Source organism: Actinomadura atramentaria DSM 43919, from assembly GCF_000381885.1.
GTDB lineage: Bacteria > Actinomycetota > Actinomycetes > Streptosporangiales > Streptosporangiaceae > Spirillospora > Spirillospora atramentaria.
In genome coordinates, this window is sequence record NZ_KB907217.1 from 137,266 (window position 1) to 160,872 (window position 23,607).

At 75.8% G+C, this 23,607-nt stretch carries 22 protein-coding genes; 11 read left to right on the top strand and 11 right to left on the bottom strand.

What is annotated here, in order from left to right:
- Positions 1-6 precede the first annotated feature (6 nt).
- The 11 genes from G339_RS0122890 to G339_RS34945 all read left to right on the top strand — a co-directional run bounded on the left by G339_RS0122890 (position 7) and on the right by G339_RS34945 (position 11,793).
- Complete coding sequence (locus G339_RS0122890; protein WP_019633401.1) at positions 7-924, top strand: diiron oxygenase; 918 nt, start codon at positions 7-9, stop codon at positions 922-924.
- Positions 925-956: 32 nt separating this feature from the next.
- On the top strand, positions 957-1,928 hold the full coding sequence (locus G339_RS0122895; protein ID WP_019633402.1) for an ornithine carbamoyltransferase: 972 nt from the start codon (positions 957-959) through the stop codon (positions 1,926-1,928).
- A 65-nt stretch (positions 1,929-1,993) separates the two neighbouring features.
- Positions 1,994-2,398, top strand: coding sequence for a cobalamin B12-binding domain-containing protein (locus G339_RS0122900; protein ID WP_019633403.1), 405 nt, complete (start codon positions 1,994-1,996; stop codon positions 2,396-2,398).
- Positions 2,395-3,690 (top strand): hypothetical protein, encoded by a 1,296-nt coding sequence (locus G339_RS0122905; RefSeq protein ID WP_019633404.1) that lies wholly within the window; start codon positions 2,395-2,397, stop codon positions 3,688-3,690. The genes G339_RS0122900 and G339_RS0122905 overlap by 4 nt, the downstream gene beginning before the upstream one ends.
- The gene (locus G339_RS34930) at positions 3,687-4,625 is read left to right on the top strand and encodes a DMT family transporter (protein WP_019633405.1); all 939 of its coding nucleotides are present in this window, start codon (positions 3,687-3,689) and stop codon (positions 4,623-4,625) included. The genes G339_RS0122905 and G339_RS34930 overlap by 4 nt, the downstream gene beginning before the upstream one ends.
- Entirely contained in the window at positions 4,612-6,459 is a 1,848-nt protein-coding gene (locus G339_RS34935; protein WP_033324011.1) for an FAD/NAD(P)-binding protein, read from the top strand. Before G339_RS34930 ends, G339_RS34935 begins: the two co-directional genes overlap by 14 nt.
- Entirely contained in the window at positions 6,456-8,060 is a 1,605-nt protein-coding gene (locus G339_RS34940; RefSeq protein WP_019633407.1) for an acetate--CoA ligase, read from the top strand. Before G339_RS34935 ends, G339_RS34940 begins: the two co-directional genes overlap by 4 nt.
- An 11-nt stretch (positions 8,061-8,071) precedes the next feature.
- Positions 8,072-9,085, top strand: a complete 1,014-nt coding sequence (locus tag G339_RS0122925; RefSeq protein WP_019633408.1) for a TauD/TfdA family dioxygenase — start codon at positions 8,072-8,074, stop codon at positions 9,083-9,085.
- A gap of 35 nt (positions 9,086-9,120) precedes the next feature.
- Complete coding sequence (locus G339_RS0122930) at positions 9,121-10,041, top strand: zinc-binding dehydrogenase (RefSeq protein WP_019633409.1); 921 nt, start codon at positions 9,121-9,123, stop codon at positions 10,039-10,041.
- 48 nt (positions 10,042-10,089) lie between these two features.
- Complete coding sequence (sbnA, locus tag G339_RS0122935) at positions 10,090-11,070, top strand: 2,3-diaminopropionate biosynthesis protein SbnA (protein ID WP_026341697.1); 981 nt, start codon at positions 10,090-10,092, stop codon at positions 11,068-11,070.
- Between the two features lie 240 nt (positions 11,071-11,310).
- Complete coding sequence (locus tag G339_RS34945; RefSeq protein ID WP_019633411.1) at positions 11,311-11,793, top strand: helix-turn-helix domain-containing protein; 483 nt, start codon at positions 11,311-11,313, stop codon at positions 11,791-11,793.
- Positions 11,794-11,800: 7 nt separating this feature from the next.
- Here G339_RS34945 and G339_RS0122950 read toward each other — a convergent pair whose 3' ends face one another.
- From G339_RS0122950 to G339_RS0123000, 11 genes are read right to left on the bottom strand one after another with little or no spacing between them, the layout of a single operon-like run.
- Positions 11,801-13,066 (bottom strand): aspartate aminotransferase family protein, encoded by a 1,266-nt coding sequence (locus G339_RS0122950; RefSeq protein WP_019633412.1) that lies wholly within the window; start codon positions 13,064-13,066, stop codon positions 11,801-11,803.
- On the bottom strand, positions 13,066-15,717 hold the full coding sequence (locus G339_RS0122955; protein WP_019633413.1) for a phosphoenolpyruvate synthase: 2,652 nt from the start codon (positions 15,715-15,717) through the stop codon (positions 13,066-13,068). The genes G339_RS0122950 and G339_RS0122955 overlap by 1 nt, the downstream gene beginning before the upstream one ends.
- Positions 15,718-15,731: 14 nt before the next feature.
- On the bottom strand, positions 15,732-15,932 hold the full coding sequence (locus tag G339_RS0122960; RefSeq protein WP_019633414.1) for a (2Fe-2S)-binding protein: 201 nt from the start codon (positions 15,930-15,932) through the stop codon (positions 15,732-15,734).
- Positions 15,929-16,606 carry an HAD family hydrolase gene (locus G339_RS0122965; RefSeq protein WP_019633415.1) on the bottom strand — a complete coding sequence of 226 codons (678 nt, stop codon included), beginning with the start codon at positions 16,604-16,606 and terminating at the stop codon, positions 15,929-15,931. The genes G339_RS0122960 and G339_RS0122965 overlap by 4 nt, the downstream gene beginning before the upstream one ends.
- A complete protein-coding gene (locus tag G339_RS0122970) occupies positions 16,603-17,922 on the bottom strand; it encodes an aminotransferase class III-fold pyridoxal phosphate-dependent enzyme (protein ID WP_019633416.1) in 1,320 nt (439 codons plus the stop codon). The genes G339_RS0122965 and G339_RS0122970 overlap by 4 nt, the downstream gene beginning before the upstream one ends.
- Entirely contained in the window at positions 17,919-18,857 is a 939-nt protein-coding gene (locus tag G339_RS37050; RefSeq protein WP_019633417.1) for a nucleoside-diphosphate kinase, read from the bottom strand. Before G339_RS37050 ends, G339_RS0122970 begins: the two co-directional genes overlap by 4 nt.
- Positions 18,854-19,687: a formyltransferase family protein gene (locus tag G339_RS0122980; protein ID WP_019633418.1), complete on the bottom strand. Its 834-nt coding sequence runs from the start codon at positions 19,685-19,687 to the stop codon at positions 18,854-18,856. The genes G339_RS37050 and G339_RS0122980 overlap by 4 nt, the downstream gene beginning before the upstream one ends.
- Positions 19,680-20,420 (bottom strand): alpha/beta hydrolase family protein, encoded by a 741-nt coding sequence (locus G339_RS34955; protein WP_019633419.1) that lies wholly within the window; start codon positions 20,418-20,420, stop codon positions 19,680-19,682. The genes G339_RS0122980 and G339_RS34955 overlap by 8 nt, the downstream gene beginning before the upstream one ends.
- On the bottom strand, positions 20,417-21,097 hold the full coding sequence (locus G339_RS0122990; RefSeq protein ID WP_019633420.1) for a hypothetical protein: 681 nt from the start codon (positions 21,095-21,097) through the stop codon (positions 20,417-20,419). The genes G339_RS34955 and G339_RS0122990 overlap by 4 nt, the downstream gene beginning before the upstream one ends.
- Positions 21,098-21,109: 12 nt before the next feature.
- Complete coding sequence (locus tag G339_RS0122995) at positions 21,110-21,790, bottom strand: hypothetical protein (RefSeq protein ID WP_019633421.1); 681 nt, start codon at positions 21,788-21,790, stop codon at positions 21,110-21,112.
- A 46-nt stretch (positions 21,791-21,836) separates the two neighbouring features.
- Positions 21,837-23,261, bottom strand: a complete 1,425-nt coding sequence (locus tag G339_RS0123000; protein WP_205625615.1) for a hypothetical protein — start codon at positions 23,259-23,261, stop codon at positions 21,837-21,839.
- Positions 23,262-23,607 lie beyond the last annotated feature (346 nt).

A 23,607-nucleotide genomic window follows, 5' to 3' on the forward strand; every position in this document is an offset into this window, starting at 1 on the left:
CACATCGTGAAATCCCCCCTGGCCGACTGGTACGACAGCGCGGGCGTGCGCACCGACCCGCGGCGGGTGCTGGCCGGCGACCTGCGCGCGGGCCGCGCGCTGTTCTCCGAGAAGCTGATCCCCTACCTCGACCACCCGCACGTCGCGCGGTTAGGTCCGGAGCGGCGGCGCGAGGTCGTCGCGCGGCACCTCTACCAGTACCTGGCGTTCACGGCCCATTTCGAGACGCGCGTCGTCAACCGCGCGGCGGAGCGGATCGCCAACAACCGGCTCGGCCTCGCCACGACGACCGAGTCGCGCATGGACGCCTTCAAGATCTACTGCGACGAGGGGTACCACGCGCTGTACTCCTTCGACGTCATCGCGCAGGTGGAACGCGGCACCGGCATCGAGGCGCGGGTCGGGGACTTCGACCCGTTCCTGCGCCAGCTCGACGCCATCGGGAGCGACGCGCTGCCCGGCGACGCGGCGCTCGCCGAACTGCTCCAGGTCATCGTGTTCGAGACGCTGGTGACCTCGATCCTGCGCGGCATCCCGAACGACCGGAACGTCATCACGGTCGTGCGCGACATCGTCCGCGACCACGCCGAGGACGAAGGACGGCACCACGCCTACTTCTCCCGGTTCTTCACCGACCTGTGGGCCTCGCTCGGCCCCGGCCTGCGGGCGCGCACGGCCCGCTGCCTCCCCGGGCTCGTCCACCACAGCCTCGCCCCCGACACCGCGCCGGTCCGCGCGTCGCTGCTGCTGGCCGGGCTGGACGAGAAGGCGGCCGACGAGGTCGTCCACGACGTCTACTCCCCGAGCGCGGTGCGCGAGCAGGTGAACCGCGCGTCGCGGCACACGGTGCAGCTCTTCGAGCGCACGGGGGTCCTGGACGGGGCCGAGGCGCGGGAGGGGTTCGCCGCGCTCGGGCTCGTCTGAACCGCTCCGCAACCATCCGACCGGGAGAAGCCATGCTCCAGACCACGTCCCTCCGCCTCGGCGCGCCGCCCGAAGGCCCCGAGCGCGGATTACTGTCCGTCGACGACCTGACCGCCGCCGAGCTCGACCGGCTGGTCGAGCGCTCCTGCGCGTTCTACGCCGACCGCGCCGACCACGACGCGCCGCTGCGCGGCCGCATCGTCGGCACCCTGTTCACCCGCACGTCCACCCGCACCCGGACGGCGTTCGCCACGGCCGCGCTCCGGCTCGGCGCGCAGGTCATGGCGTACGGGCCGGGCGAGCTGCAACTGGCGACCGGCGAGTCGCTGGAGGACACCGCGCGGGTGTTCGGCCGGATGCTGGACGTCCTGGTGGCCCGCACGGCGGGGCCGCTGGACGACCTGCGCCGGTTCGCCCGCCACTCCGGCCTGCCCGTCGTCAACGCGATGGCCGCCGAGGAGCACCCGACGCAGGCCGTCGCGGACCTGACGGCGCTGCGCCTGCGGTTCGGCGCGCTGCGCGGCCTGTCGGTGCTGTACGTCGGGGAGGGCAACAACACCGCGTCGGCGCTGGCGCTGGCGCTGGCCCGGCTGCCGGAGTGCCGGCTGACGCTGCTCACGCCGCCGGGGTACGGGCTCGGCGAGAAGCACCTGGCGGCGGCCCGCGCGGCGGCGGCGCGGACCGGGTCGCGGATCGAGCAGACCCACGCGCACGACGACCTGCCGCGCGACGTGGACGCCGTCTACACCACGCGCTGGCAGACGACGGGCACGGCGAAGCCGGACGCGTCCTGGCGGCAGGTCTTCCGCCCGTACCACGTGGACGCGGCGCTGATGCGGCGGTGGCCCGACGCGGTGTTCCTGCACGACCTGCCCGCGCACCGGGGCGACGAGGTCGCGGCGGACGTGCTGGACGGCGCGCGCAGCCTCGCGTGGGTCCAGGCCGAGGCGAAGCTGACGAGCGCGATGGCCGTGCTGGAGTCCGTGGCTCGGCGGGACGGGTGAGCGCGATGCTGTCCGCCTCTCCCTTATCCCCCGGCCTCCGGCCCGACGCCGGCGGAGGACTCCGGGTGCTGGTCACCACGATCGCGTCCGACTCGCACACCTGGAACCTCGTCTACCTCCAGCTCCTGCTGGAGGAGATGGGGCACGAGGTGACGAACCTCGGCGCGTGCGTCCCGGTCGCGAAGGTCGTCGAGGAATGCGCGCTGGACCGGCCGGACCTGGTCGTCGTCAGCAGCGTCAACGGCATGGCGAACCTGGAGGCCCCGGGGCTGGTCGCGGCGCTGCGCGCGCGGCCGGAGCTGCGCGGGCTCCCCGTCGTCGTCGGCGGGCAGCTCGGCACGCTCGGGCCCGGCAACCGGCGGTACGCGCCGGGCCTGCTGGCCGCCGGGTTCGACGCGGTGTTCACCGCCGACGAGCCGATCGACCGGTTCACCGCGTACTGCGGGCGGCTCGCGCGAGTCGGGCGATGACGCCGCGCGGCGCTCCGGCCGGCGTGTTCTCGGCGTACGTTCGGCGGCGGTCGGCCGAGGGGCACCTGGTCGTCCAGCCCCGGATGGGGTTCGGGGACGTCGCCGCGATGCGGCGCGGCCTGGAGCGCGTGCGGGCCGCCGACGCGGTGACGGTCGGGACGATGACGCTCGACAGCTTCACCCGCGTCGGCGACCACGACGCGGCGCGGCGGGCCGTCGAGTCGGACGCGAGCCGCCTCAACGGCTTCCCGCTCCTGGCGTACGCGCCCGAGACGACACGGCAAATGCTCGACGGGGTTGTGGACGACGACTTTCCCGTCCAGGTCAGGCACGGGACGCCGCTCCCCGGACCCGTCATCGCGGGCATGGCCGCCGCCGGGCTCCGCGCCACCGAGGGCGGCCCCGTCTCCTACTCGCTGCCGTACGGGCGGCGGCCGATCACGACCACGGCCGACGCCTGGGCGCGGGCGTGCCGCGCCCTCGCCGCCGAGCCGGGCGGGCACGTCGAGACGTTCGGCGGCTGCATGCTCGGCCAGCTCTGCCCGCCGTCGCTGCTGGTCGCGATCAGCGTGCTGGAGGCGCTGTTCTTCCGGGAGCACGGCGTGCGCAGCGTGTCGCTCAGCTACGCGCAGCAGACCAACGCGGCGCAGGACGCCTGCGCGGTCGCGGCGCTGCGCGCGCTCGCGGGCGAGTTCCTGGGCGACGTGGACTGGCACGTCGTGCTCTACACGTTCATGGGCGTCTTCCCCGCGTCGGCGGCCGGCGCGCGGCGGCTCTCGGAGGTCAGCGTCGCCGTCGCGCGGGCGGGCGGCGCGGACCGCCTCATCGTCAAGACCAGCGCCGAGGCGCGACGCATCCCGACGATCGAGGAGAACGTCGAGGCGCTGGAGGCCGCGCACCGGTACGCGGTCGAACTCGCCCGCGACGGCGTGGACGCGCCCGACCGCGCCGAGACCGCGCGGGTCAGCGCGGAGGCGGCCGGACTCGTCCGCGCGACGCTGCGGCTCGCCCCGGGCGTCGGCGGCGCGCTGGTCGAGGCGTTCCGGCGCGGCGTGCTCGACGTGCCGTTCTGCATCCACCCCGACAACGCCAACGCCAGCCGCCCGTCGCTGGCCGCCGACGGGCGGCTCGCGTGGGCGGCGGCGGGCGCGATGCCCGTCGCGGCGGACGGGCCGGGCGGCGCGCCGACGGCGGACGGGCTGCTGGCGATGCTGTCCTTCAACAGCCGCCGGTTCGACGGGCTCGGCGCGCTCGGCGCGCTCGACGGGCTCGGCGCGGGGGCCGCGCGGTGACCGCCGTCGCGGCCGAGCCGCGCGCGGCGGCGGGGACGTCGCCGCTGGACCGCCTCCTGCGCGCCGCGTTCGTCTGCGTGTGGAGCACCGGGTTCGTCGCGGGCAGCCGCGCGCTCACGCACATGGGCCCGTTCACCGTCAACTTCTTCCGGTTCGGCGTCGCGGCCGTCGCGGTGACCGGGGCGGCCGTCGCGGCGCGCGCCGCGTGGCCGCGGACGCCGCGCGAGCTGGTCCGGGTCGTCGTGCCGGGCTTCCTCATCCAGGCCGTCCACCAGGGCGCGGTGTACTACGGGATGGCGCACGGCGTCCCGCCGGGGCTGTCCGCGCTGATCATCGGGATCAGCCCGGTGCTGACCGGGCTGCTGGCGGCCGGGTTCCTGGCCGAGCCGCTGCGGCGCGTCCAGGTCGCCGGGCTGGCGATCGGCGCCGCCGGGGTCGTGACCGCGCTGTGGGGACGGCTCGGGGCGGCGTCGGACACGGCCGCGTACGCGGTGACGGGCGCGGCGCTGTGCGCGCTGTCGCTCGGGACCGTGCTGCAGCGGCGCTGGCAGACGTCCTACGACCTGCGGGTGGTCAGCTCGCTGCAACTGCTGGCGACCGTCGCGGTGCTCGGGCCCGTCGCGTGGTTCGCCGAGGGGTTCGCGGTCCGCGCCGGATCGGCCGCGCCCGTCGTCGCGGAGATCGCGTGGCTGGCGCTCGTCAACGCGGTCGGCGGCGTGTGCATCTACTTCGCGCTGCTGCGCCGGGGGACGGCGGCGGCGACCGGCAGCGTCTTCTACCTCGTCCCCCCGACCACCGCGCTGCTGGCCTGGCTCGCCCTCGGGCGGCCGGTCGGCGGCGCCGTCCTCGCCGGGCTCGCCATCACCGCGGCGGGCACGTTCGCCGCGACCCGGACCGTCCGCGACCGCACGGGAGCCGAGCATGAACGCGGTTGAACAGCGCATCGCCGTGATCGGGACGGGCCCGCGCGGCCTGTCCGTCCTGGACCGCCTGCTGGTCCGGCTGCGGGCCGCGCCCCGGCCCGTCCGGATCGAGCTGTTCGACCCGGCGGCGGGCGACGGCGGGCGGATCTGGCGGGCCGGGCAGCCGCCGTGGCTGACGATGAACACCTCCGCCGGGCAGACCAGCATCTTCTCCCCCGACCCGGCCGGGGACGGGGCCGATCGCCCGTCGCTGCTGCGGTGGCTCAACGAGCGGCCGGGCGGGGCGCGGCACCGGTTCGACGACCACGTGCCGCGCGGCGTGTACGGCGAGTACCTGCGGGACGCGCTGAACGGCATGGCCGCGTCCGCGCGCGAACCGGTGTCGGTCGCCGTCCACGCGGTCGAGGTGACCGGGCTCGTCCGGCGGGACGGCGGATGGGAGCTGGCGACGTCCGGCGGCGCGCGCCACCGGGCGGACGCGGTCGTGCTCGCCACCGGCCACCCGCGCCGCCGCCCCACCGCCGAGCAGGCGGCCTTCGCCCGGTTCGCACAGGATCGCCCCGGCCTGGCTTATTTACGGGCCGATTCCCCCGCCGACCTGGACCTCTCCGGCGTCCCCGGCGGCGAGACCGTCCTGATCCGGGGGCTCGGGCTGTCGTTCTACGACACCGTCCTCGGCCTCACCCAGGGACGCGGCGGCGACTTCAAGGCCGACGCGACCGGCGCACTGCGCTACCTGCGGTCCGGCGACGAGCCCCGGATCGTCGCGGGCTCGCGCGCGGGCGTCCCGTTCCTCGCCCGCGCGCAGAACCAGAAGGGACTGCGCGGCAGGCACCGGCCCGCCTACCTCACCCCCGACGCCGTCGCGGCGCTGCGCCGGGACGCGCTGACCCGCACCGGATCGGGGCAGCTCGACTTCGCGGCCGAGGTCGAACCGCTGATCGACGCCGAGATCCAGTTCGCGTACCGGCGGGCCCTCGCCCGGCTGCGCGACGGCGAGGCCGCCGCCGACGCCTACGACCGCACCGCGCGCACCGGCGCCGAACCGGAGGCGGCCGCCGCGGCGCACGGCCTGGCGGGCGACCGGCTGGACTGGAAGCGCATGGGCCGCCCGTTCGACGGGCGCTCGTTCGCCGACCCGGCGCGCTTCCACGACGCGCTGCGCGACCTGCTGCGCGCGGACCTCGCGGCGGCGCGCCTCGGCAACGTCGACGGTCCGGTGAAGGCGGCCGTCGACGTGCTGCGCGACCTGCGGGCGGTGATCCGGCGGGCCGTCGACCACGGCGGGCTGACGCCGCGCAGCCACGCGGCGGACCTGGCCGCGTTCACCTCGCTGCACGGCGCCGTCGCGGCGGGGCCGCCGCGCGTCCGCGTCGAGCAGTTGCTGGCGCTGATCGACGCGGGCGTCGTCCGCGTCCTCGGGCCGGGGGCGCGGTTCGGGACGGCTTCGGACCGGTTCACCGGGGAGAGCCCGGCGGTCCGGGGCTCGGCGGCGGCCGCGCCGGTGCTGATCGACGCGCTGGTCCCGGCCCCGTTCTTCGGCGAGGACGACTCGCCGCTGATCCGGGGGCTCGTCCGCGACGGCCACCTGACCGGGCACGCCGTCACCGACCCGGCGACCGGGGAGACGCACCGGACGGGCGGCGTCCACGTCACCGCCGAGCACCACCGCGCCGTCCGCGCCGACGGGACCGCCGACCCGACGCTGTACTGCCTCGGCGTCCCCACCGAGGGCGTCACCTGGTTCACGTTCGTCGGCATGGGCCGGCCCGGCGGCGACGACCTGTTCTTCCGCACCGGCGACCGGATCGCCGCCGCGCTGCTCGGCGAGGAGGGCCCGGCGTGACCGATCCCGCCGCCGCGTTCCGCGCGGCCCGCGACCTGCTCCTCGACCTGCGGACGGACCACACCGCCGCGAACGCCGCGTTCACCTGGCCCGCGCCGGGTTCGTTCAACTGGGCGACGGACTGGTTCGACGCGCTCGCCCGCGAGCAGCCCTACCGGACCGCGCTGATCGTCGCGGAACCGGACGGGACCGCGCGCACGCGCACCTTCGGGGAGTTGGCGCGCGGCAGCGACGCGCGCGCCGGGTGGCTCCAGGAGATCGGCGTCGGCAAGGGCGACGTGGTGATGACCGTCCTGGACAACCGGCCCGAACTGTGGGAGCTGATGCTCGCCGCGATGAAGACCGGGGCCGTCCTCGCGCCCTGCGGGACGGACCTGCCCGCGCCGTCCGTCGCGGACCGGGCGCGGCGGGCGCGCGTGCGGCTCCTGGTCGCCGCAGCGCCGGACGCGGCCCGGCTGGCCGAGGTGCCCGCCGCCGACCGCGCCCTGCTGGACGGCGACCGGCCCGGCTGGCGGACGCTGCGCGAGGACCCCGGCGACGCCGCGCCCCGCCCGGTGCCGGTCGCCGCCGGCGACCCGCTGATGATCTACTTCACGTCGGGCACGACGTCCCGGCCGAAGATGGTCCTGCACACCTACGGCAGCTATCCGGTGGGCCACCTGTCGAGCTTGTACTTCTCCGGCCTGCGGCCCGGTGACGTCCACTGCAACCTGTCCGGCCCCGGCTGGGCGAAGCACTCGTGGTCGAACCTGTTCGTGCCGTGGACCGCCGGGGCGACCGTCGTCGCGGCCGCGTCCCCGCCCGACCCCGCCGGGCTCCTGGCGATCCTCGACCGGCACCGCGTGACGAGCCTGTGCGCGCCGCCGTTCCTGTGGCGGGCGCTGGCCGCCGGGCCGCTCCCCGGCGGCGCGCTGCGGCTGCGGGAGGCCACCAGCTCCGGCGAACCGCTCAGCCCGTCCGTCGCGGCGGCCCTGCGCGACCGGACCGGCGTCCGCGTCCGCGACGGATACGGCCAGACCGAGGCCACCGCCATGATCGGCAACGCGCCCGGCGACGACCACCCGCCCGGCGCGCTCGGACGGCCCCTCCCCGGCTACCGCATCGTCCTCCGCGACCCCGACACCGGCGCGCTCGGCGACGCGGGCGAAATCTGCGTGGACGTCAGCGCGGGAGCGCCCGGCCTCACCGCCGGGTACCTCGACGACGCGGGCGCCGCGCGGCCGGTGGTCCACGACGGCCTGTACCGCACCGGGGACCTCGCCCGCCGCGACGCGGACGGCGTCCTGTACTTCGTCGGCCGCCGCGACGACCTGTTCCGGTCGCGCGGCCACCTCGTCTCGCCCGTGGAGATCGAGCACGCCCTGGTCGCGCACCCGGCCGTCCGGGAGGCCGCCGTCGTCCCGGCGACGGTCGGCGGCGTGCCGGTGCCGCGCGCCGTGCTGGTGCTGCGGCCGGGCGCGCGCGACTCGGCGGACCTGCGCGCGGCGATCCGCGCCCACGCCGACGCGCGGCTCGCCGCGCACGCCCGTCCCGGCCCGATCGAGGTCGGGGAGATCCCCCGGACCGCGACGGGCAAGATCAGCCGCCGCTCCCTGCGCTGAAAGGAACCGCCGTGCCCACCACGACCGCCGACACCGACACCGCCGTCCTGGACCTCCCCGAGTCCGCCCGCCGCGCCCTGGCGGACGGCCTGCGCGGACGCCCCGACCCCGCCGACGACATCGACGCGGCGCTGCTCGCCCTCTACCCCCTGTTCGCCGCGCTCCCGCCCGCCGCGCTCGGCGAGATCCGCGACTTCGGCCGCTACCCCGACGCGCCCGCCGCGCTGCTGCTGCGCGGCCTGCCGACCGACGCGGAACTGCCGCCCACGCCGGTGGACGGCGGCCCCGCGCGCGGCAAGACGACGTTCGTCTCCGAGGGCGTCCTGCTCGGCCTCACCCAGCTCATCGGCGAACCGGCGGGCTACACCACCGAGAAGGACGGCCGCCTGATCCACGACATCGTCCCGGTGGACAGCGGGCAGCGCTCCCAGACCAACCAGAGCTCGTCGGTGTTCCTCAACTTCCACAACGACATCACCTACGACGACTGCGGCCGCTACAACGTCACCAACCCGGACTTCCTGATCCTGGTGTGCGTCAAGGCGAGCCCGGACGGGCGCGGGGCCACGTTCTACGCGTCCGCCCGCGCGGCCGTCGCGGCGCTCGACCCGCGCGACGCGGCGGCGCTGCGCGAACCCGACTTCCGGATGAACGCCCCCGGCACGTACTGCCGCGAGCACGCGGACGGCCGCGACGTGTGGTCCTCGCCCGTGCCCGTCCTGTCCGGGCCCGCGGACCGGCCGGAGATCGCCGCGTCCGCGAACGGCGTCCGGCCGCTCAACGCGCGCGCCGAGGCCGCGTGGCGGGCGCTGCAGGAGGTCTGCCAGCGCGACGACGTCGCGTTCGGCACGCTGCTGCGGCCCGGCGACGCGCTGCTGATCAACAACCGCAAGGGACTGCACGCGCGCGACCCGTTCCACGCGGCGTTCGACGGCCGCGACCGCTGGCTGCAGCGCACCTACGTGCGCCGCTCGCTGTGGGAGCAGCGGCACCGGTCCACCGGCGTCCGCCGCATCCACCACTGAACTCCCCACCCCAGAACCGACCGAGGAGGAAACGCATGAAGGCACTGCTGCCGACCGGGGACGCCGACGACTCCGTGGCGTTCGGCGACGTCGAACGCCCCGAGCCGGGCCCCGGCGAGGTGCTGGTCGAGGTGGCCGCGTTCTCGCCGAACCGCGGCGAGACGTTCCTGCTGGAGAAGCCCCGGCCCACGTGGCGGCCCGGCAAGGACGTCGCGGGGGTCGTCGTCGCGGCGGCCGCCGACGGGTCGGGCCCGGCCGAGGGCGCGCGCGTCGTCGCGCACCCGCCCGCGTCCGGCTGGGCCGAGTACGTCGCGGTGTCCACCGACGCCGTCGCCGCGCTGCCCGACCAGATCCCGTTCGAGACCGCCGCCGCGCTGCCGCTCGCGGGCCTCACCGCGCTGCGCGTCCTGCGGACGGCGGGCGCGCTGGCGGGCGCGCGGGTCCTGGTGACGGGCGCGTCCGGCGGCGTCGGCCACTACCTGGTGGAGCTCGCCGCCGGGGCGGGCGCGGACGTCACGGCCGTGTCCGCGACGCCCGAGCGCGCCGCACGGCTCGTCGAGCTGGGCGCGGACGCCGTCGTCCACGACGTCGCGGACGCCGAGGGCCCGTTCGACCTCGCGCTGGAGGGCATCGGCGGCGAGGAGCTGCAAGCCGCGCTGGACCGCGTCGCCCCGCGCGGCACGCTGGTCTGGTTCGGGCAGGCGAGCCGCCGCCCGGTGACGCTGGACTTCTTCCGGTTCTTCTCCGGGCCGACGTCCGCGACGATCCGCCGGTTCGACTACACCGACTCCGACGTCCCGGACGGCGACGACCTCGCGACGCTCGTCCGGCTCGTCGCGGCCGGCCGCCTCCACCCCGAGATCGGCCGGACGGGGAGCTGGACGGAGACCTCCAAGGTCCTGCGCGACCTGCGCGACCGCGGGATTCGCGGCAACGCCGTGCTCACCGTGGACTGACCCGGCGGTGTCCGCCGCGACACCGGCCTTCTTCTTTCTGGCGGAAGCGTGCCTATCATCACTGCACCGCAGGATTTCAACGTCAATGACCTCTACGTGGATTTACGCCCGAGCACCGGCATCCCCCTCTTCCTCAAGTGCGAGGGGTTCAACTTCGCGGGCTCGGTGAAGCTCAAGGCCGCGCGGCGGATGATCCTGGCGGCCGAGCAGGACGGCGTCCTCGGCCCCGGATCGGTCATCGTGGAGTCGTCGTCGGGCAACCTCGGCGTCGCGCTGAGCGTCATCGCGGCCGACCGGGGCCACCGCTTCGTGTGCGTCACCGACCCGCGCTGCAACGAGGCGTCGGCCAACCTGATGCGGGCGCTCGGCGCGCGGGTGCTGGTCGTCCGCGAGCCCGACGCGGCCGGGGGCTACCTGGGGAGCCGCATCGCGCTCGTCCGCGAGCTGTGCGCCGACGAGCGGTACTTCTGGCCCAACCAGTACGCCAACCCGAACAACTGGCGGGCGCACTACGAGGAGACGGCCCCGGCCGTCCACCGGCAGTTCCCCGACCTCGACGTGCTGTTCGTCGGGGCCGGGACCACCGGCACCCTGATGGGCTGCGCCCGCTACTTCCGCGAGCACCGGCCGCAGGTCGCGGTCGTCGCCGTGGACGCGGTGGGCTCGGTGACGTTCGGCGGGCGGCCCGCGCGCCGCATGATCCCGGGCCTCGGGACCAGCGCCCGGCCCGAACTGCTGGACGCGTCGCTGGTGGACGACGTCGTCCACGTCCGCGAGGAGGACACCGTCCGGACCGCGCACCGGCTGTCCGCGCGCGGCCTGCTGTTCGGCGGGTCCACCGGCACGGTCGTCGCGGGCGCCGAGGGCTGGCTGGCCGAGCACCCGCTCGACCGGGAGCCGGTCGCCGTCGCCCTCTCCCCCGACTTCGGCGAGCGCTACCTCGACACGCTCTACGAGGACTCCTGGCTGCGCGAGCACTTCGGGATCGCGGCCCCCGGCCCGGACCTGATCGAGAGCCTGCCGACGTAGCGGCACGGCGGCCCCGCCGCGCGGCGGGGCCGCCCCCGCGCCTCTCCCCCTCCGTGCCCCGCCGGTTACGCGGTGCCCCACCGGGTATGATGTCTACGCTTTCCGCGCCGTCGCCGACCTCCGCGCCGCCCCGGTGACGGGTCCGCGCGGCGGCGCGTCCGGAGACCGCGCCGTACACTGCCCTCGCGTCGACGAGCCAGGACCCGGCGCACGACCCGACGCACGAAGGGGGGCCGTCCGATGGGCGACCCGGCTCGGCCGCGACCGGCCGCCGACGCGGCGCCGTCGCTCGCCGACAAGATCGACTTCCTCTTCCGGACGGTCTACCCGGCGGGGCGCGGCCCGTACTCCTACGAGGAGGCGTCCGTCGAGATCGAGCGCGTCACCGGCGAGAAGGTCTCCCACAACACGCTGTGGAAGCTGCGCACCGGCCGCGCCGACAACCCCACCAAGCGGCTCATCGAGGCGCTGGCGGCGTTCTTCGGGGTCTCCCCCGCCTACTTCTTCCACGACGAGACGGCCGCGGACGTCAACGACCAGATCGAGCTGCTGGCGCTGCTCCGCGACAACGGCGTCCGCCGCACGCACCTGCGGGCGTTCTTCTCGCTGTCGGCCGAGGCCCGCGAGATGGTGGGCGACCTCATCGAGAGCACGGCGCGGCTGGAGCGCCGCCGCCCCCGCGCCGCCGACGGCGCCGACGGCGACGGCGAACCGGTCGGCTGACGGTCCGTCACCCGTCGCCCAGGTAGGCGGCCGCCGCCGCGCAGGCCCGGTCGAGCGCGTCGAACGCCCGGTCGGTCTCCGCGCCGGTCGCGACCATCGGCGGCAGCAGCCGGATCGTGCCCGGCGCGCTCAGGCACGGCGACACCAGCAGCCCGTGCTCGGCCAGCTCGGTGAACACCGCCCCGGCGACGGCGGGCGTCGCGCAGTCCAGCGCCCACAGCAGCCCGGTGCCGCGCACGGCGGTGACGACGTCGGGGTGGCGGGCCGCGAGTTCGCGCAGGCCCCGCTCGACGGCGCGGCCGACCGCGCGGCCGTCCGCCGCGCGGTCCTCGATCTCCCGCAGCGCCGCGCGGCCCGCCGCGCACGACAGCGGATGGCCGCCGAACGTCGCCGAATGCCAGGTCGGGTCCTTGGCGAGCGGCGCGTGCAGCTCGGCGCTCGCCACGACGCCCGACAGCGGCATGACGCCGCCGCCGAGGGCCTTGCCGAACAGGACCGCGTCCGGCCGCCAGCCGCGCGCGAGCGCGACCGACACCTCGCCGCAGCGGCGCAGCCCGACCTGGATCTCGTCGCTGACCAGGAACGCCCCGGCGGCGCGGGCGTCGGCCGCCCACCGCTCCGCGACGCGCGGCGGCAGCGGGTGCGCGCCGCGCTCGCCCTGGACCGGTTCGACGACGAGCGCGGCGACGTCCCCGGCGGCCGTCTCGCGGGCGACCGCGTCCGGGTCGTCCGGTGCCAGGTGCGTGACGGACGACAGCAGCGGCTCCAGCCCGGCGCGGAACGCGGGCGCGTGCGTGAGGGCGAGCGCGCCGAGCGTCTTGCCGTGGAAGCCGCCCGCGACGGCGAGCAGGCGCGGCCGCCCGGTGACGCGGCGGGCCAGCTTCGTCGCGACCTCGACGGCGTCCGCGCCGTCGCTGCCGAGCCAGACGCGGTCCAGGGCGGGCCCGGTGCCGGGCGTCGCGGCGGCCGTCAGCGCGACCAGGTCCTCCACGAACCCCGCCACGACCGGGTTGGCGAGCGCCCGCGTCGCCGTGGGCATCGTGCGGAGCTGCGCCTCGACGGCCGCGACGACCGGCGCGGGCCGGTGGCCGAGCAGGGTGACCGCGTACGAGCCGAAGTCGACCATCGTGCGGCCGTCCGACAGCCGCACCGTCGCGCCCGTCGCCGCGACCTCGTGCGCGCCCCGGCCGAGCATCTTGTAGCCGAGCGCGAGGCCGGGGGAGACGCGGTCCCGCACCGTGTCGAACACCGTGCCGGAGAGCAGGGCGTCCATCAGTCCGCCCCCTCGATGATGCGGACGCGGCCGGTCGCGCCGTCCACGGACAACCGCATCCCGGTCTTCACGCGGTCGGTCAGCCGGGGGATCTGGACGATCGTCGGCACGCCCAGCTCCCGCGCGACGATCGCCACGTGCGTGACGGGGCTGCCGCGCTCGATGAGCAGCGCCGACGCGGTCGGCAGCACCGCGACCCAGCCGGGGTCGGTGCGGTAGGCGACGAGGATGTCGCCGTCCAGGTCGTGCGGCTTCTCGACCACCTTCGCGGTGCCCTCGACCCGGCCGGGGCAGGACGCGATGCCGACGAGCTCGTCGCCGTCCGCCCCGGCCGCCGCGCCGCCGGGCTCCCACGCGTCGAGGTTCCCGCGCGCGTGGACGGGCCCGCGCGTGCGGAACCGGGACGGCGCGCGGCGGTCCCGGTCGGCCTCCTGCCGCTCGCGGCGCAGCCGGACGAGGAACGGGATCTCGGTGTGCGCGACGGTCCCGTCGAAGCAGCCGCGCAGTTCGTCCATCCGGAGCAGGAACACGTCCCGCCAGTCCTCCAGCACGCCCCGGCGCGCGAGGTCGCGGCCGGTCTGCCGGAGCAGCCGCTTGGCCATGCCGAACGCGCGGGTGCGGGCGAAGCGGACGCGTTCGCGGTCGCGCAGCGAGTGGCGGACCTTGCGGCGGACGATCTCGTACGCCCAGCGGCGCGGGCCGCCGAGACGGTCGTCCAGGTACCGCTCGGCGGCGTCGGAGCGCGGCGCGTTCCGCGTCCCGGGCAGCGCGCTGCGCAGCATCGGGAAGAACCCGGACGGCTCCTCGCGCAGGTCGGGCACCTCCAGTTTGAGTTCGTCGATGCTGCGGTAGCCGTATTCCTTGATGTAGGCGTCTATTTCGCGCAGGAAATCGTCGTAGCCCGCGTCTCGCAGCGCTTCGTACGTTTCACCGTCGGGGGTTTCCTCGATCAGCGCGCGCAGCCTCGCGTCCGCGCGCGCGGTCGCCGCCAGCTCCTCCATGCGGTACGCGGGACCGGCCGATTCCAGATCCTCCTTGGGGCTGCACACCGCCCACAGGAACCATTCGGGCGCGTCCGGCAGCCACCGGCCGCTCAGCACGTGCAGGACGCCGAGGGCGGGCAGGATGGACGCCTCGATGACCATCATCGGGCCCCAGCGGTCGAGCAGTTCGCGTTCGAGGCGCTGGTAGAGGCGGAACGCCTCGTCGGCCGTCAGCTCGGCGGGGTCGGCCCGCTCGAAGTCCGCGTAGACCTCGGAGAACATCTTCAGGAACCGGTTCACCGAGATCCGCAGGACGGCGAACCGCCAGGCGAACAGCGCGCCCGACCGCACGGCGTGCGCGGCGGCGCGGGGCCGGGAGTCGAACGTGAAGGGGCGCAGTTCGTCCGCCAGTTCGTCTTCCAGCGATTCGGAGACGCCGAGGGTCTTCTCGAAGACCTTGCGGTTCATCCGGTAGAACGGCGCTATCCGCACCATCCGGTACCAGTGGAGTAAGTTGTAGTACACCCGCCCGTGGAAATATCCGAGCATGCAGGACAGCCATTCGTCCATCTGCTCCAGTTGGGCGCGGGGCACGCCGAGCGCTTCGGCGTACTTCCCGTAGACGCGGGCGTAGACGCCTTTCGCGAACGTGTACGTCAGCGGCGAGACGACGCCGTTGAAGCTCTCGATGATGTTGGAGTTGTCCCAGACGTGCAGTTCACCGCGCGGCGGCGCGAGCGCGGTGATGGGCCTGCTCTGAAGAATCCACAGCTCGCCGTCGGCGAAGCACCACTCGATGTCCTGCGGCGCGCCGAAGAGGTCGGTGACGCGCCGGGCGGCCTTCCACACCGCCTCGACCCGGGCGGGTTCCAGCGCGAGGCGGCCGCGGTCGGCGTCCGGGACGGGCGACACGGCGCAGCCCGAGCCGTCCGGCGCGGGGTCGACGCGTTCGGCCTTCTCCCCGACCGTCCGCCGCAGGACCGCGCCGTCCGCCGCCGCGAGGACCAGCGTGTCCGCGTCCACCGCGCCGGAGACCAGGCCCTCCCCGAGCCCGTAGACCGCGCTGACCAGGTACTCGTCCGCGCGCCCGGTCACCGGGTCGGCGGTGAAGGCCACGCCGCTGGCGTCGGCCGGGACCAGGCGCTGGACGACCACGGCGAGTCCGCCGGCGGCGGGCGGCAGGCCGTGCAGGACGCGGTACTCCACCGACCGCGCCGAGTACGCCGACGCCCAGCACGCGCGGACGCGGTCCACGACGTCGTCCAGGCCCTCGACGTTCAGGAACGACGAGAACTGCCCGGCGTAGGACAGTTCCGCGCCGTCCTCGTCCGCGCCCGACGACCGCACCGCGACCGGCCCGCCGCCGACCCGCGCGTACGCCTCCCGGACGGCCGCCGCGGCGGCCGGCGGGACGGGCGCGGCGCGCACCAGCTCCGCCGCCGCCGCGGCGGCCTCCGCCGCGCCGTCCAGCCCGACGCCGGCGAACAGCGCGGCCAGCCGGTCGGCGAGGCCCGCGTCCGCCAGGAACGCGGCGAACACGTCCGACCCGACGACCGCCCACGGCGGCACCGCCGCGCCCGACCGCGTCAGCTCGAAGAGGTTGCGCCCCTTGCCGCCGGCGAGCCGCCGCACCTGGTCCTCGGAACTCTCCACGCTCAGCACGGCCATGTGGTCTCCAGTTCTCAGGAAAGGCGGGACGGGGAGACCCCCGCCTCGTCCTCGACGAGCTCGGCGATGTCGTCGGCGCATCCCCCGCAGCCGCCGGACGCGCCGCTCGCCGCGCGGATCTCCGCGACCGAGCGGTGCCCGGCGCGGATCAGCGCGACGATCGCGTCCTCGGTCACCTCGCGGCAGACGCAGACGACCGGGTCGTCGTCGTTCATCGGTCCCCCCAGGTCTCGATCCAGGCGAGCAGCGCCGGGTCGTGCAGTGACGCGACGGTGAAGTCCGCCGGGAACTCCTCGTGGTCGAGCGTCGGGACGCCGACCGTGCGCAGGCCCGCCGCGCGGGCGGACCGCAGCCCGGTCATGGAGTCCTCGAACGCCAGCGTGTCGGCGGGCGCGGCGCCGAGGCGGCGGCACGCCGCCAGGTAGAGGTCGGGCGCGGGTTTGGGGCGCTCCACGTCGTCGGCGGCGAGGCTGACGGCGAACAGCCCGTCCAGGCCGCCGCAGGCGAGCGCGGTCTCCAGCAGCGCGCGCGGCGAGTTGCTGGCGACGGCGACGGGCACCAGGCCCGCCACCAGCGCGGCGACGTCGGCCGCGCCCGGCATCGCCGCCGCCTTGGCGCGGACGGCCTCGGTGACGAGCGTCCGCAGCTCCAGCTCCAGTTCGGCGGGGTCGCCGCCGTGCCGCGTGTATTCGGCGATGGCGACGGCGACGTCCGCCATCGACTTGCCGATGACCAGCGCCTTCTGCTCGGCGCCGAAGGGGAACCCCCGGCGCGCGAACAGCTCCGTCTCGGCGACGGTCCAGCAGGGCTCGGTGTCCACCAGGAGGCCGTCGCAGTCGAACACGACCGCCTTCGGGGTCCACGCGCCGAAGGGGTGCTGTGAGCTCATCGTTCCCGTTCCAGTTCGTTGAGGGCGTCGGCCAGCAGACCCGCCATCGACCGGACCTCCTCCGCCGTCGTCGTCAGCGGCGGATGGAGGATGACCGTCGCGGGCGCCATCCCCGTACTGGCGAGCAGCAGCCCGCGCGGCCGGCCGGGCCCGGCCGCCAGGGCGCGCACCCGGGCGGCGTGCGGGCCGGTCAGCTCGACGCGCGCCACCGCGCCCGCCACGACGACGTCGGCCACCGCGGCGCGCTCGCGCAGCGGCTCCAGTTCCGCGGCGAGGCGCGCGCCGAGGGCCTCGACGACCGCGGCGGGCTGCCGCAGTCCATCGAAGCGGTCGAGGACGGTCTCCGCCACCGCGAGCGAGAACTGGTTGCCCGCGAACGTGGACGAGTGGCTGCCGGGCGGCACCACCGCCGGGTCCGCCAGCGGCTCGCGCGCCCAGACGCAGCTCAGCGGGGTGATCCCGTTGGTGAGCGCCTTGCTCGCCACGACGATGTCCGGTTCGATGCCGTGCAGCTCGAAGCCCCACCGGGGGCCGAGGCGGTGCATGCCGGTGAAGATCTCGTCGACGACGATGAGCCCGCCGAGCGACCGGACGTGCTCCACCACGCGCCGCACGTGCCCGCTGTCGGGCAGGACGCAGCCGCCGACGTTGAGCATCGGTTCCAGGATCAGCGCCGCGACGCCGCGCTCGGCGGCGGCGCCGGGCAGCCCGAACAGGTCGTCCGCGCCGAGCCGCTGGACCGCCGCCGAGCACGCCGGGTTGCAGCCGCCCCCGGCGGGCCGGAACGAGCACGTCCCGCAGTCCGGGTAGGGCAGGCGGACGACCTCGGGTCCGGGCCACGGCTGCACCGCCCGGTACCGCGCGCTCGCGCTCAGATGCGCGGTGAACGGCGAGCGGCCGTGGTACCCGCCCTGGAACGCCAGGATCGGGCCGGACCCCCGGTTCGCCGCCACGACGCGCAGCGCCATCTCGATGCCCTGCGCGCCGCCGAGGTCGCACGCGACGCGCCCCGGCACGCCGACGACGGAGTCGAACAGCGCCGCCAGCCGCCGCGTGACGCGCAGCCGCAGCTCCGACTCGCAGAACGACGGGACGGCGGGCAGCTCCGCCGCGCGCAGCGCCGCCTCGGCCAGCAGCGTCCGGTCGTAGCCGAACGCGGCCGCGCCGTTGGCGGCCTCGGCGTCCAGGTACTCGCGGCCGGTGTCGTCGTAGAGCCGGACGCCGTCGCCGCCGACGAACCGGGCGTCGGGCGGGGTGCGGTACACAAGGTCGCCCGCGATGAGGCCGTCCGGGATGGTCCGTGATGTCCCGATCAACGGGCCGCTCCTTCCGCCAGCCACTCCCGCGCGGGGACGGTGGGCAGGACCGGGGCGAGCCCCGGCACGTTGCACTCGATCTCGGCCGTCGCGACGGACAGCAGGTCCCACAGCGCGTCGCGCGGCGGGCGGGGGCCGGTCGCGGCGAGCAGGTCGCGCCAGCCGACCGACCGGTCGCCCGCGAGCCGGCGGCGGGCGAGCGCGGCGACGGGCTCGGCCGCGCGGTCGGCGAGCCGCCGCCAGCTCCGCTCTGCGTCGAGGTCGTGGGCGGGCTGGGCGGCCTCCAGGCGGGCGATCAGCGCGTCCGGGCCGTCCGGCGCCGGGTCGGACGTCGCGGCGGCGAGGAGCGGGAGGCCGGTGGCCGTCTCCAGCAGCGCCAGCTCGCGCACCACGTCGGCCGGTTCGTCGGCGGTGTGCAGGAAGTTGAACAGCGTCGTCGGGCCGCGCAGCAGGCTGCGCAGCGCGCCGGGGCCGCGCGCGGCCGGGTCGGCGTTGCCCTTCATCGCGGCCAGGCGGCACGCGGCGGGCAGCGCGCCGTCCGTCCAGCGGCGGTCGGCGAGCAGGAGCAGGAGGCTGTCGCCGCCGGGCAGCAGCAGGTCCACGACGTCGGCGCGGTCCCAGCTCGCGATGTTGAACTGGTAGCGCCACACCTCGCGGGTGAGCAGCGGGGTGAACCGGAAGGCGAAGGACGCGGCGACGGCGAACCCGGCGTCGGTCAGGGCGGCGAGGGTCGGGCGGATGCGCCGTCCCGCGACCGCGTCGGGCTTGCAGACGACGAACGTCGTGCGCAGCGCCGTCTCGACGGGCAGGCGGCGCAGTCCGAGCCGCGTGTACGGGTCGACGGCGTACAGCCGCGCCTTGTCGGGCGCGCGGGTCAGCCGGGCGAGCACGTCCGGGTCGGTGTCGCTGAACGCGGCCGGGGCGAGCGCGGTCATCGCGCCGTCACCTCCTGTTCGGCGAGGTCCACGCCGCCGAGCGGGGTCGGGACGCCGTCCGCCAGCACGACCGGGCTGCCGTCCGCGTGCCGCCGGTCCCGGTCGACGGCCAGCCGCCCCTCGGCCAGCGCGGTGACGCACCAGCGCAGGACGGGCCGGTCGCTCAGCTCCTTCTGGCGCGCCTCGTGGCCGTGCGCGTCGGACCGGTCCGCGCCCGCCGCGACCCACGGGCCGCGCGCGAGGACCGCGCCGCCGTCGTGCGTCGCGTCCACGAGGAACATCGAGGTGCGCGTGGCGGGGTCGCCGCGCCGCAGGGCCGTCCCGACGGGGTCGAGGCCGCGCAGCGACCGCTCGCCGTCCGGCCCGAGGCTCGCCAGGTCTCCGGGGTGCTGGTTGACGATGCGGTCGCGGAACTTGGCGAGGAACCGGCCGTGAATCCAGCGGTGGTAGGCCAGGACGACCAGGTCGATCTCCCCCTCGCGCCGTTCGTACGCGGTGATCCGGTCGCAGAGCCGGTCGTGGAACGCCTCCGCGCGCTCGCGGTAGCGCTCCCGGTCGGCCTCGGTGACGGCGGCGCGGTAGCTGCCGCACTCGGCGGCGAAGTCGCCCGGCCACGTCTCGACGCCCTCGCGCCGCGCGAGGTCCAGGGCCGGGCACGCGCGCCGGTCCGACGCCGCCAGCACGACGCGGACGAGGTCGGGCCGGTCCCGCGCCAGCCCGCACAGCGTCGCCAGGTTCCCGCCGGTCGCCGACACCAGCGCCGCGACCCGCAGCGGGCGGCCGCGCCCGGCGAGCAGCGGCGGGACGGCCGGGCGTCCGGGTTCAGCCATCGGCGACCTCCTCGGTCAACGCGAGCACGTGCTGCCGCACGTCGCGCCACGCGGGGCGCTCGGGCTTGACGAGATGCATGTGCCGCGCGCCCGGGATCTCCACCAGGCGCGCGCCGGGGTTCCGCGCCGCGTACCGGCGCGAGTACTCGACCGGGACGGTCTGGTCCTCGGTGCCGTGCATCAGCAGCACCGGGCAGGGCGGCGGCGGCCGGTGCGCGGGCGAGGTGTCGGCGATCCGCGCGCCCGTCCCCGCGACGAGCCCGGCGACCGCGCCGTCGCCGAGGCCCGCGCCGTGCGCGGCGACGGTGTCGGACACGGCGGCCAGGGCCGCGACCGCGCCGAGGCCGGGCAGCCGCGCCGCCGCGAGCAGCGCGAGGTGGCCGCCCGCGGAGTGCCCGGCGAGGACGGTGCGCGCGGGGTCGACGCCCGTCCGCCGCCAGAAGCGTTCGGCGGCCGCCACGACGTCGTCCAGGCAGCCGGGCCAGGTCCCGCCCGACTCGACGGTCCGGAACTCGACGTTCCCGACGACGGCGCCGTGCCGGGCGAGTTCCCGCGCCGGGCCGCGCAGGTCCGCGACCGTCCGCTCACGCCGCCAGAACCCGCCGTGGACGAGCAGGACGCCCGGGCCCGTGCCGCCGTGCGGCCAGGTCAGCTCCACGAACTGGTCGGGGTGCGGGCCGTACTCCGCCCGGCCGGTCCGCGCGCCGGTCGCGGCGGGGACGTCCGCGCTCACAGGATGCCGAGGTCGCTCAGCCGCTCCCGCCAGAAGGCGAAGCGCTCGTCGGGCATCCGGACCTCGCGGCGGCGGTCGGCGTCCTCGTCGGCGGCCCCGAGGCGGTACCAGACGTGCCCGTCGCTGCGCCGGATCATGAACGCGCGGCGCTTGCGGGCCGGGCTCTGGATCATCAGCGAGATCGTGCTGGGCGAGGTGAGCGTGGTGTGGAGCTGCTGGTGGTCGAGGGTGAGGACGTCGCCCGTCCGCTCCTCGCGGATCATGCGCGGCCAGAAGCGGGTCACGTCGGCGGTCTCGTCCAGTGGCTGGTCGGTGTCGTACAGCGTGTGGAAGTACGTGCCGTGCAGCAGGTAGGCGGTGAACGAGTAGCGGTGGTTGTGGACCCGCTCGTACTGCTCGTCGTTGGCCAGGCGCAGCCGGATGCGCAGGCCCTTGTCCGGCTCGTCCCAGATGACGATCTTGTCGTCCAGCGCGTGGCACTCGCACTTGTCCCGCAGCTCGGGGACGCGCGGCACCCGGTCGACGAGCGCGCGGAGCAGGTCGGCGTCGTCGCCGATCCGCCGCGCGATACCCGCCGTGGCGGTCGCCGCCGCCTCCACGTCGTCCCAGTCGACGGCGGGCAGGCCGCGCATGACGTCCAGGACGTCCGCCTCGTTCGGTCGCGTCGCAGTGGTCATCGCCCCGTCCCTTCAGATGATCGCGAGCCGGCGGAGCCCGTCCACCAGGTCTTCGAACTCCGCGGGCCGCATCGTCTTGCGCGACCGCCGTTCGGGCTTCTCCTTCTCCGCGCCGTAGCGCCACCACAGGCGGCCGGTCTCCCGCTCGGTGATCAGCGACCGGTCCTTCTCGGCGGGGCCGCGCAGGAACAGCGACACCGTGTCGGGCGTGGTGAACGTCGTGTGGACCTCGGTGTGGTGCAGCGAGTAGGTGCTGCCCGCCGTCTGCCGGGTGACGAACCGCGGCACGGCGCGGCAGTCGGACAGCACCGCGTCCGCGTCGTCCTGCACGTGCCAGGGGACAGACGGGTCCAGCTCCCCCTCCAGCTCGTGCCGGGTGTGCCGGTAGTGGCCGCTGAGGATGCGGCTGGTGAAGGAGAACCGGTGGTCGTGCGGCCGGTCCCGGTGCTCGCGCGTGGAGATGTGAAGCCGCAGCCGGAAGCCGCGCTCGCCGCCGTCGTAGACGACGATCTTGTCGAGCAGCCGGTGCCGCTCGCACATCGCCATCAGGGACGGCTCCTCGCGGACGCGGTCCACCAGCGCGCGGAGCGCGTCCTTGTCGGCCGCCAGCTCTTCGAGCAGGTCGCGGGTGGTCCGGTGGGTCCGGGCGAGATCGGACCAGTCGAGGTCGAGCTTGTCCAGCACGTCGATCATGACGATCCCAACCTTCTCCCCGCGCGCACGCGGGGCGTCGAGTCAGCTAGTGCGTCCGCGACCCGGACAGGACGGCGGTCCGCTCCCAGCGGCGCGGCGTCCCGGGGACGGCGTCGGGCACGGCGTCGGAGGCGGCCACGAAGCAGCCCGCGCGGTCCGGCGCGGCCCACGGGTCGCGGTCGAGGCCGAGGGCGCGGTAGGCGGTGAAGGACACCAGGTTCCACACGCCCTCGGGGGGCAGGCCCGCGGAGAGCGCGTTGCCGATCTGCCGGTCGATGGGCTGCGACCCGGCGGCGACGACGCCGCCCTCCTGGTACCACAGCGACCCCTCGTCGCCCTGGTGGAGCGGCTGGCCGCCGAGCCGCGCCGAGTCGCAGCGGTCGGTCATCAGCATCACGTTGCGCCAGCCCATGATTTCGGCGGCGCGGGCGGCGACGGCGGTGTCGACGTGCTCGCCGTCGAAGTTGATGCAGGCCGCCACCCGGCCCGCGCGGCAGAGCCGCATGATCGCCGCCGGGACCTCGCCGACCTGCTCGTCGAGGTCGGCCAGGTTCCAGGACGGGAGGTCGTAGGACGCCAGCAGCGCGTCGCGGGCGGCCCGCGCCCGCCGCGTGCGGAACGCGTGCCGGATCTTCAGCGGCATGTCGTTGAAGAGGTGGTCGGTGATCACGCGCGGGCCCGTCCGGTCGGTGTCCGCCCGCCAGGCGATCTCGACCAGTTCCTCGGTGAGCCGCGCCGAACCGGCCGGGTCGTCCTTGGTGTAGTGGCCGAGCGCGGGCTGCACCCCGCTCTCCACGAGCAGCGTGACGATCCAGGCGAGGTCCGGGTGGTCCACGGTCGAGCGGTCGCGCAGGCCGGACGCGGGCGTGAACGCGTCCGGCGAGACGACGACGTAGCGCAGGCCGTGCTCGCCGCACCGGGCGATGGCCTCCCACTCGTGCCGGGTGGGCGGCCACACCGTCGCGGCGGGCGTGCCGCCGTGGCTCGCCAGCAGCGGGCCCTCCAGCGCGACGCCCGGGACGAACGGCAGCTCGCCGCTCCGCCGCGCCTCGCCGAAGCGGCGCATGAAAGCGGTGAAGTCGTCGAGCCGTTCGCGGCGCAGGTACAGCGTCGGAACGCACAGGACGCCCTCGCGCGCGGCGGTGAGGTTGAGCTTGGCCAGGTCGAGCAGGTCGAAGTCGGAGAAGTCGACGCCCTCCATGCCGTGGCAGTGGATCTCCACCGGGAGGCCGTCCACGAAGTAGCCGGGCCGGTCGCCGAGCGCGGCCGCCGGGCCGTCCGCCGCGCGGGCCGCGCCGAAGGTGAGCCCGCTCCCGTCCCAGGACACGTCCTGGAGGCGGGGTCCGGCCGCGCCCAGCGCGGCGGCCGCGGTACGCGCCGGGCCGGTCACCGGCCGGCCGCCGCGGTCGGGGTTCCGCCCGGGACAGTCCGGCCCCGCGCCGGCACGCTCGTCGCGAGAGACACCAGCCATCACCTTTCCTCAGCACCGTCCACCATGTCATCACTTATAAGTGATGTGTTCAACGTAGGTCCGCCCGCGATCCACTGTCAAGACCCGTGCGGAGCCCGGAAGCGGACCGGGCCGCCGCTACCGTCCGTGCCGGTCCGCGCGCGCGGGAACGCGCGCCCGCCGCTTCAATTCCGCCATTTTTTCAACGGTCGAACAACGCTTTCACCACCGCGTTCGCCGTCCCGGCGCGCATCTTTCGGGGCGCCGGTGCGCGGCGACCGTTCCGGCCCCCGGCCGCGGTCACGCTTTGAATCGCCACCCGGCCGACGTATAGTGGCCCGAGGCGTCCCCGCAGCGCCCGGCGGGC